The sequence below is a fragment of the Actinomadura fibrosa genome, assembly GCF_900659615.1.
GTDB lineage: Bacteria > Actinomycetota > Actinomycetes > Streptosporangiales > Streptosporangiaceae > Spirillospora > Spirillospora fibrosa.
Genome location: NZ_CAACUY010000305.1, coordinates 1 through 9,351, shown reverse-complemented (window position 1 = coordinate 9,351; position 9,351 = coordinate 1). Strand labels below are relative to the sequence as shown.

The window sequence follows — 9,351 nt, the reverse complement described above, 5'->3', positions numbered from 1 at the left end:
CCCCGGAGCCCGCAGGACCCGGGGGCGGAGCCGGGCGCCCCCGGAGCCCGCAGGACCCGGGGGCGGAGCCGGGCGCCCCCGGAGCCCGCAGGACCCGGGGGCGCCGGCGATCAGCCCGCCGGCAGGGCCTTGAGCTGCGCTTCGAGCCGTTCGATGTCGGCCTCGGCCTGGCTCAGCCGGGCGCGGTTCTTGGCGATGACGGCCTCGGGCGCCTTGGCCATGAACGCCTCGTTCCCGAGCTTGCGCCGGGCCTGGTCGACCTCCTTGCGGGCGGCGGCGAGGTCCTTCTCCAGCCGCTTGCGCTCGGCGGCGACGTCGATGACCCCGGCGGTGTCGAGCCGCACCGTCACGCCCTCGACGGGCAGGGACGCCGTGGCCGCGAAGCCCTCGCCGGGAGCGGTCAGCCGCAGCAGGGCGCGGATGCCGTCCTCGTGCGCGGCGAGCGGCGACGTCCCCCACTCCAGCTCGGCCGCGACCCGCTGGCCGGGCTTCAGGCCCTGGTCGGAGCCGAACCGCCGGACCTCGGTGACGAGCCGCTGCAACGACGCCACGACGTCCTCGGCGCCCTCGTCCGCGCGACCCTTGTCGGCGGCGGGCCAGGGCGCGGTGACGATCGTCTCGGCCCCGGTCAGGGACGTCCACAGCTCCTCGGTGACGAACGGGATGACCGGGTGGAGGAGCCGCAGCAGGTTGTCGAGGACCTCGCCCAGGACCCGGCGCGTCGCCTCCGCCCGCTCGTCGGCGAGCTGCACCTTGGCCAGCTCCACGTACCAGTCGCAGACCTCGTCCCACGCGAAGTGGTAGAGCGTCTCGCACGCCTTCGCGAAGTCGTAGGACTCTAGCTGCGCGTCGACCTCGGCGATGACCGCGTGCAGGCGCGACAGCACCCACGCGTCCACCGTGGACAGCTCCTCGGGCACCTCGCCCCGGACGTGCGCGCCGTTGATCAGCGCGAACCGCGTCGCGTTCCACAGCTTGTTGCAGAAGTTGCGGGAGCCCTGCGCCCACTCCTCCGCCACCGGGACGTCCCCGCCCGGGTTCGCGCCGCGCAGCAGCGTGAACCGGGTCGCGTCGGCGCCGTACCGGTCGATCCAGTCGAGCGGGTCGACGACGTTGCCGAACGACTTGGACATCTTCTTGCCGTGCTGGTCGCGGACCATCCCGTGCAGGGCGATGACCTTGAACGGCTCGACGCCGTCCATCGCGTAGAGCCCGAACATCATCATCCGGGCCACCCAGAAGAAAAGGATGTCGTACCCGGTGACCAGCACCGACGTCGGGTAGAAGCGCTTCAGGTCCGGGGTGTCGTCGGGCCAGCCGAGCGTGGAGAACGGCCACAGCGCCGAGGAGAACCAGGTGTCGAGGACGTCGGTGTCCTGCGTCCAGCCGGCGGGCGGCTCCTCGTCCGGGCCGGGGCACACGACCTCCCCATCCGGCCCGTACCAGACCGGGATGCGGTGCCCCCACCAGAGCTGCCGGCTGATGCACCAGTCGTGCATGTTGTCGACCCACTCGAAGTAGCGGGACGCCATCTCCGGCGGGTGGATCGCGACGCGGCCGTCGCGGACCGCGTCGCCCGCCGCCCGCGCGAGCGGCTCGACCTTCACGAACCACTGGAGCGACACCCGCGGCTCCACGACGGTGGAGCAGCGCTGGCAGTGGCCCACCGAGTGCTCGTAGGGGCGGATCTCCTTGACGATCCGGCCCTGCTCGCGCAGCGCCGCCACGACCGCGGGCCGCGCCTCGAACCGGTCCAGGCCCTCGAACGGGCCGGGCGCGGTGACCACGCCCCGCTCGTCCATGACCGACAGGCTCGGCAGGTCGTGCCGGCGGCCGATCTCGAAGTCGTTGGGGTCGTGCGCGGGCGTGACCTTGACGGCGCCCGTCCCGAACGCGGGATCGACGTGCTCGTCGGCGACGACGGGGATGCGGCGGCCGGTCAGCGGCAGCTCGATCTCGCGGCCGACCAGGTGCGCGTACCGCCCGTCGTCCGGGTGGACGGCCACGGCGGTGTCGCCGAGCATCGTCTCGGCCCGCGTCGTCGCCACGACGATCTCGTCGTCGCCGGACCCGTACCGGATCGAGACCAGCTCGCCGTCCCGGTCGGCGTGCTCGACCTCGATGTCGGACAGGGCCGTCAGGCAGCGCGGGCACCAGTTGATGATCCGCTCGGCCCGGTAGATCAGCCCGTCGTCGAACAGCCGCTTGAAGATCGTCCGGACGGCGCGGGCGCGCGCGTCGTCCATCGTGAACGCCTCGCGCGCCCAGTCGACGCTGTCGCCGAGACGGCGCATCTGCCCGAGGATCCGGCCGCCGGACTCGGCCTTCCACTTCCAGACCCGGTCGACGAACGCCTCCCGGCCGAGATCGTGCCGGGACAGGCCCTCCTTGGCCAGCTCCCGCTCCACGACGTTTTGCGTGGCGATGCCCGCGTGGTCCATGCCCGGCACCCACAGCGCCTCGTACCCCTGCATCCGGCGCCGCCGGACCAGCGAGTCCTGGATCGAGTGGTCCAGCGCGTGGCCCATGTGCAGGGACCCGGTCACGTTCGGCGGCGGGATGACGATCGAGTACGCGGGCGCGTCCGGTCTCCGGCCGGGATCGGCGGTGAACAGCCCCGCCGATACCCAGCGCTCGTAGAGCCGGCCCTCGACCTCGGCCGGGCGGTACTGGGTGGGCAGATCGACGTCCGCGGCGGCCCCTTGGCCGCGCTCAGTGCTGGGCTGTGTCACGGCTGACGATTCTACGGGGGCCGCGGCGGTGGAACGCCCCGGTCCCGTGGGAGCGCGACCACGACGAGAGAGCGTTTTCCCGCCCCGGTCGGGACACAGGTCACCTGACACCGGGTCGCCACCCCCGCAAAGCTGGGCGCCGGAACGCCCGCGACGCGGGGGCGAGAGGAGTGGGACGGGATGCGAGCGGTACTGGCGCGCACCGCCGTGCTTGCCGGCGCGTTCGCCGCGGGGGCCATGGCGGCGCACGCCGCGTCCATCCCCCACCTGCTGCGCCTCACCGGCGAGCTCCAGCGCTCCCGGGAGCGGATCCTCGCCAGCCGCGAGGAGGAGCGGCGCCGGCTGCGGCACGGCCTGCACGACGAGCTCGGCCCGACCCTCGCCAGCCTCGCCATGTCGCTGGACGCGGCCCGCATCACCCTGGCCTGCGAACCCGAGCGCATGGACCCCCTCCTCGCCGACGTCCGGGACCGCCTCGCCGTCGCCGTCGGCGAGATCCGGGAGCTCGCGCACGGCCTGCGCCCGCCCGCGCTGGACGACCTCGGCCTCGTCGCCGCCATCGAGTCGTTCGCCGAGGGCTGCTGCGAGCGCGTCGACGTCCGCTTCGACGGCGAGGCCGCCGACCTGCCCGCCGCCGTCGAGGTCGCCGCGTACCGGATCGTCCAGGAGGCGCTGACCAACGTCCGGCTGCACGCCCCGGACAGCACCGCGCTCGTCCTGCTGAGCCGCGACACCGAACTCCACGTGCTGGTCGCCGACACCGGGCCCGGCCTGCCGGACGCCTCCCGCAACGGCGGCCCCCCGAAGCCGCGCCGCGGGCTCGCCGCGATGCGCGAGTGGGCGGCCGAGGTCGGCGGCGGCTGCGCGATCACCTCGCGGACCGGCGGCGGCACCGTCGTCACGGCCCGGCTGCCGCTGGCCGCCGCCGAGGCCGTCCAGCGGTACCATCGGCCACCGGCGGACAGGAACGGGCGGGCGGCAGAGCGGAGGCAGGGCAATGGGCGCTGACCCGATCCGGGTACTGATCACCGACGACCACCCCGTGTTCCGGCAGGGCCTGAAGGGCCTGCTCCAGGCGCTCGGCGTGGACGTCGTCGGCGAGGCCGAGTGCGGCCCCGACGCGGTGCGGCTGGCCGCCGAGCTGCAACCCGACGTCGTCGTGATGGACCTGCACATGCCCGGCGGCAACGGCATCGAGGCCACCCGGACGATCACCCGCACCAGCCCCCGCATCGGCGTCCTCGTCCTGACGATGTTCCGCGACGACGACTCCGTCTTCGCCGCGATGCGCGCGGGCGCCCGCGGCTACCTGCTGAAGGAGTCCGGCGCCGAGGAGATCGCCCGCGCGGTCAAGGCGGTCGCCGCCGGCGAGGCCATCTACGGCCCCGAGATCGCCCGCCGCGTCCTCACCTACTTCACCGACATGCCCGACCCGCGCCAGGCCGCGTTCCCGCAGCTCACCGAGCGCGAGCGGGAGGTCCTCGAACTGATCGCCCAGGGCCGCAGCAACGCCGAGATCGCCGCGACGCTCTTCCTCAGCCAGAAGACCGTCCGCAACCACGTCTCGAACATCTTCATGAAACTGCACGTCGCCGACCGCGCCCAGGCGATCGTCCTCGCCCGCGAGGCCGGCCTGGGCGAGTCCACCCCCCGCTAGGGGAGGCGGCACACGGCCGCGATCTCCGGCTCCAGCTCCTCGAACGGCAGCGGACGGACGGCCTGCTGCATCAGCGTGCCCAGCAGGTACGAGAACAGGGCGCGGGCCCGCGTGGACGGATCTTCGACCGGGACGGCGGCCAGCAGCTCCCGGAAGGCGCCGATCATGCTCTGGTGCATCCGGTCGATCGGCTCCACGCGGCCCTTCTGCCCCACGTCCACCCAGTAGCTGAACCACAGGAACGCCGCGTTCGGCCGCTCCGCGAAGATCTCCAGGTAGGCGCGGACGGCGGCCCAGAACCGGTCGAGCGGACGCTCGTGGCGCCCCGCCGCCCGGGCGACGCGATCGAGGCACCCGTCCAGATGGCGCGCCATCGCCGCGTCGATGATCTCGTCCATGTCGGCGAAGTAGTAGTGGATCGCGCTCTTGGTCAGCGGCCCCGCGTCGGCCACCGCCCGCGCCGTGCACGCCGCCAGCCCCTCCCGCGCGAGGACCTCCCCGGCCGCCGCGACGATCTGCTCCCGCTTGGCCCGCTGGTTCGGCGACCACTCGTCTGGTGACGCTCCCATGGCGGCACCCTACCGGCACCGTTGCACTTCCAGGACGTGCGTCCTAATGTGTGGGACGCTTGTCCTAACACCGCGGAAAGGGCGACCATGACCCGTCCGAGCTACTCGTGCGCGCTCCCACCGACCGCCGACGTCGTCGACAAGGCCCAGCTCGCCGAACGACTCGGCTACCGGCGGGTCTGGCTGTTCGACTCACCGGCGCTGCACGGCGACGTCTGGGCGGCACTGGCCCGGATCGCCATCGCCACCGACCGGATCGGCCTCGCCACCGGCGTCGCCGTCCCGAACTTGCGCCACCCGATGGTGACCGCGTCGGCCATCGCCACCACCTGCGAACTCGCACCCGACCGGCTCATCTCCGCCTTCGGGACCGGCTACACCGCCCGGCACGCCCTTGGCCAGAAGCCCGTCCCCTGGGACGACACCGCCCGCTACGTCCGGCAGGTGCGGGCCCTGCTGGACGGCGACATCGTCGAGATCGACGGGCGCCCCTGCCAGATGATGCACCTCCCCGGCTTCGCGCCCCCGCGTCCGATCAACGTGCCGCTCTGGGTGGCCGCCGACGGCCCCAAGGGCCTGGCGGCGGCCCGCGACCTCGACGCGCCCGGCATCGTCCGGACCAGCCTTCCGACCGAGGACGTCGGGACGGAATGCGCGCTGCTCCGCTTCGGCACCGTCCTCCGTCCCGGCGAGGACCACACCAGCCCTCGCGTCCTCGAAGCCGCCGGCCCGGGCTACGCGAGCATCGTCCACGCGGTGTGGCAGAACGCGGGCGCCGCAGTCGACGCCCTGCCCGGTGGCACGTCCTGGCGCACCGCGCTCGAAGCCGAACGGCCCGAGCGGGAACGGCACCTCGCCGTCCACCAGGGCCACCTCTCCCGCCTGACCGACCGCGACCGCGCCGTCGCGACCGCCGCCGGACCCGCCCTCCTGCGCCCCGGCTGGACCGGCGACCCCGCCGCCATCGCCGCCCGCCTCGACGAGGCCGGCGCCGCCGGAGTGACCGAGGCCGTCTACGTCCCCGCAGGCCCCGACATCCCGGGCGAACTAGAAGCCTTCGCCGAAGCCGCCAGCCACTAGCCATCAAGCAGGCACTCGACCCCGCACACACCGGTACATCTCCCGAAACTCCCGCACCTCAGGAAGTCCCGCATGATCGTCCACGAACGCGCGGGCGAGATCTCCGGCTCGTGAGCGCACGGAGTGCACTGGGTGAGGCGAGCGGAGTGCCTGGCATCCGAGTGCGGCCGCCTCCTCGGGCTCGCCCAGCCGGGTCAGTGCGAGCCCGAGGTCGATGCGTGCGATCGCCTCGCGGGTCGACGTCCGCCGAGCTTCAGGGAGAGCCTGCTGCGCGCTGAGGGTGGCCAAAGCGTAGGTCTTGGCTCTGGCGAAGTCGCCCTTGTCAGGGTCACCGAGCGCGAGGTAGGCCGAGCACGGATACGACGTCAACGCGAACGAAGCCATGGCGCTGGTTTCGACGGTGAGCCGCAGGGGTGCATGTGCCGGTTGCCGCTCATGCAATCTGCCCGCCTCACGCAGCATGCTCTCGCACTCCTGCCGCCACCCGAGGCAGCCATACGCACGCGCGGCCTGAGCACGCAGCCGGACCGCCAGCGGATGCCCCGGAGGCGCCTTGGCGATGCCCTGCCGCGCGGCGTCCAGCGCAAGTTCTGGATGGTCGTCGTAGAAGGTGATCGAAGCCCTGGCATTGGCGGCCCAGGCGCAGAGCTCGTCGTGTCCGGCCTGGTCGGCGTGCTCGTAGGCGTCGATGGCCCACGCCTCGGCGGCGAGCGGATCACCCAGGTCATGAGCGAGCCAGGCCAGCGCTTCGGACAGCCAGGCCGCGTACACGAACAGCTCCCGCGCCTGCTTGAGCGTCCGAGGCCCATCGATCAGTTCCGCGACGCGCTTCCGGTAAAGGCGTGCCGTGCTGAACACTTCTGCGGGCGGACGTTCGCCATAGCTCCCATCCAATTCGGTGAGGACAGCGTCCAGATGCGTGAACGTCCCGGCGCCCAGACCGGTGACGCCGGTGCGGCGCGTGAACTCCATGGCCTCGGCGGCGGTGTCACGCAGCACGCGTTGCACCACCTCGGGTGCCGCAGCGGCCAGCCCGAGTTTCAAGGCATCACGGCGCTCCGTCGAATCCGCCTCCTCACGTCCTCGTCGCGGATTCTCCCCTTCAGCATCGCACTCGAAGAGCTCCTTTTCCGTTTTGCCCGAGAGGCGCAGGTAGAGCGTCCGGTAGACGAGGCCCGGGACGTGGTCGCCGCGCTCCCACTGCTTGATCATGTCGGTGAGGCTGGACACTGCGGGGAGGCCGGAGGCGGCGGGACCGGCCGCCGCACGCATCCGGATGGCCCACTTCTCGCGGGACCAGCGCACTCGGCCGAACTCGTCGCGCGGCTCCTCGCGCACCGCCCGCAGCCGCGCGCCGGTCGCCTTCTTCGCGGTGGACATGTCGATGCGCCTCCCGCCGAGGTCGTGAGGAGGCAGGCGGCCTCCCTCCCTCAGTCTCCTTCTGGGTGCGCGATCACCAGGGCGAATTCGCCGACTGTGACCGAACCGCTACTTGTCGCGCTCCTCTGGCAACGCGTCAGGGGTTTTGGAGGGGGGTGATGATCTCGTTGACGAGCCAGCGGGGCGCGTTGTGCGGGTAGGGGCTGCGCAGGCTCAGGACGATGTGCGTGAAGCCGGTCGCGAGCAGGTCGGCGATGACGGCACGGTCCCCGGCCGGGTCGTCGTAGGAGACGATGTACTGCACCGAACGCGTGATCGTGCGCGGGTCGCGGCCGATCGCGGCGCAGTGCTCGTCCAGGACGCGGCTCCGTTCGGCGATGCGGTCGACGGTGTTGTGGGGCGGCCCCGGGACGTTCCAGATGTCCGCTTCTTCGGCGACCAGGCGGAGCAGGCGGGTCCCCCAGCCTCCGATCAGGATCGGCGGTCCTGGACGCTGGACGGGCTTCGGCTCGTTCCGGTTCCTAGAGAGGGACGTGAACTCCCCCTCGAAGTCGAACACGTCCTGCGTCCACATGCCTCGCAGGATCGCGATGGTCTCCGCGAGGTGGGCGATGCCCTCGCCGGGCGGGACCAGGTCCAGGCCGTAACCGGCGTACTCGGCCACAGCGGGGTTGTCGCCCGCGATGCCGCCTGCCCCGGGCGGCTGGTGGGTGCCGCCGACGCCGAGGCCCATGACGAGCCGCCCGTCCGAGATGACGTCCACGGTCGTGGCCATCTTCCCGAGCACGGCGGGGTGCCGTAGGCGGTTGCTCGTCACCAGCAGGCCGAGCCGCAGTCGGCGGGTTCGCGCGGCGAGGGCGCTGAGGAGGGTCCAGCCCTCCAGGACGTCGCCGTCCTTGGGGCCGACGATGGGCATCAGATGGTCCCAGAGCCAGGCGTCCGCGATCTCGGGGACGTCGTCGGCCTCCTCCCAGACGCGGAGGATCTCGGCATAGGGGACGCGCATGGGGGTGGTCTTCATGCCGAACGTGACGGCGGGTTCGCTCATATCGTCAGTGTAGCTGATTATCAGTTAAGCTGATTATCACTGGCCTGCCATATCCTGAGCCCATGAGCGATGCGGATCCCGGTCTCCTTCCGGCTCGCCTCGGCTACCTGCTCAAGCACGCCCACCTGCGCTTTGCGGAGGCGTCGGCCCAGGCTCTGGCGCCTCTCGGCATCGATGGGAGGGAGCTCGCGGTGCTGGCCGTCCTGGCGGCGGACGTGCCGCTGTCGCAGCAGGAGGCCGCGAAACGCCTCGGCATCGACCGCACCACGATGGTCGCCATGGTGGACGTCCTGGAAGCCAAGGGCCTGGCGGAGCGCCGTCGCAGCCCAGAGGACCGCCGGAAGAACATCGTCCAGCTCACCGCGCACGGGCAGGAGGTGCTGCGCAAGGCCGAGGACGTCCGCGTGGACGCCGAGCGCCGCTTCCTGGCGCCCCTTCCCTCCGACGAGGCCGAGACCCTTCTCCGCGCCCTCCGCACGCTCGCCATCTCCGGCTAGCGGCCCACGGCCGCGCCGCCGACCGGCCTCCGCAGGCGTTCGGTCAACGCCGATGAAGGCCGGTCGTCCCCCGTCCGGCGAGCGAGTCCCGCAAGTCGCCCGTCTCGGCCGCGGAGACGGGCTCGACGCGCCGGTCCCTGGTCTTGGGAACCGCCGGTCGGTGGGCCGCTCCGGCTGCTCGCCGCCCGGTCGCCGTGCGGTCAGGGGGTGGCGGAGCCGATCGGGGCGGGCACGTCGGCGGACGGGTCGGCGACGGTCGCGACGGCCCAGAAGAACAGCGCGACGCCGACGGCGCCGGGGTCGCGCTCGCCCTTGACCCGGTCGCCGATGTAGCTCGCGCGGCCCATCCGGGCGCGCAGTCCGGCGGTCGCGGCGGCGCCGTCCGCGG

9 protein-coding genes are annotated in these 9,351 nt (G+C 72.6%); 4 read left to right on the top strand and 5 right to left on the bottom strand.

Annotation, left to right across the window (positions count from 1 at the left end; translation table 11 throughout):
- Positions 1-110: 110 nt before the first annotated feature.
- Positions 111-2,732, bottom strand: a complete 2,622-nt coding sequence (locus E1300_RS43955; protein ID WP_131763214.1) for a valine--tRNA ligase — start codon at positions 2,730-2,732, stop codon at positions 111-113.
- Between the two features lie 180 nt (positions 2,733-2,912).
- Here E1300_RS43955 and E1300_RS43950 point away from each other — a divergent pair, with 180 nt between their 5' ends.
- Together E1300_RS43950 and E1300_RS43945 are read left to right on the top strand one after the other, a co-directional pair.
- The gene (locus tag E1300_RS43950; protein WP_131763213.1) at positions 2,913-3,740 is read left to right on the top strand and encodes a sensor histidine kinase; all 828 of its coding nucleotides are present in this window, start codon (positions 2,913-2,915) and stop codon (positions 3,738-3,740) included.
- Positions 3,730-4,389 carry a response regulator gene (locus E1300_RS43945; protein WP_131763212.1) on the top strand — a complete coding sequence of 220 codons (660 nt, stop codon included), beginning with the start codon at positions 3,730-3,732 and terminating at the stop codon, positions 4,387-4,389. Before E1300_RS43950 ends, E1300_RS43945 begins: the two co-directional genes overlap by 11 nt.
- Here the strand turns inward: E1300_RS43945 and E1300_RS43940 are convergent.
- Entirely contained in the window at positions 4,386-4,958 is a 573-nt protein-coding gene (locus E1300_RS43940) for a TetR/AcrR family transcriptional regulator (RefSeq protein ID WP_131763211.1), read from the bottom strand. The genes E1300_RS43945 and E1300_RS43940 overlap by 4 nt on opposite strands.
- 87 nt (positions 4,959-5,045) lie before the next feature.
- On the opposite strand from E1300_RS43940, the gene E1300_RS43935 reads away from it, so the two are divergent.
- Positions 5,046-6,038 (top strand): LLM class flavin-dependent oxidoreductase, encoded by a 993-nt coding sequence (locus tag E1300_RS43935; RefSeq protein ID WP_131763210.1) that lies wholly within the window; start codon positions 5,046-5,048, stop codon positions 6,036-6,038.
- 3 nt (positions 6,039-6,041) lie between these two features.
- Here E1300_RS43935 and E1300_RS43930 read toward each other — a convergent pair whose 3' ends face one another.
- Together E1300_RS43930 and E1300_RS43925 are read right to left on the bottom strand one after the other, a co-directional pair.
- Positions 6,042-7,418, bottom strand: a complete 1,377-nt coding sequence (locus E1300_RS43930; RefSeq protein ID WP_131763209.1) for an NsdA family TPR-like regulatory protein — start codon at positions 7,416-7,418, stop codon at positions 6,042-6,044.
- Between the two features lie 136 nt (positions 7,419-7,554).
- The gene (locus E1300_RS43925; protein ID WP_207400308.1) at positions 7,555-8,466 is read right to left on the bottom strand and encodes an LLM class flavin-dependent oxidoreductase; all 912 of its coding nucleotides are present in this window, start codon (positions 8,464-8,466) and stop codon (positions 7,555-7,557) included.
- A 62-nt stretch (positions 8,467-8,528) separates the two neighbouring features.
- Between E1300_RS43925 and E1300_RS43920 the strand changes: the two genes are divergently transcribed.
- A complete protein-coding gene (locus tag E1300_RS43920; RefSeq protein ID WP_131763208.1) occupies positions 8,529-8,963 on the top strand; it encodes a MarR family winged helix-turn-helix transcriptional regulator in 435 nt (144 codons plus the stop codon).
- Between the two features lie 200 nt (positions 8,964-9,163).
- Here E1300_RS43920 and E1300_RS43915 read toward each other — a convergent pair.
- Positions 9,164-9,351: DAK2 domain-containing protein (locus E1300_RS43915; RefSeq protein WP_131763207.1), on the bottom strand; the 188-nt coding region annotated here is incomplete at its 5' end.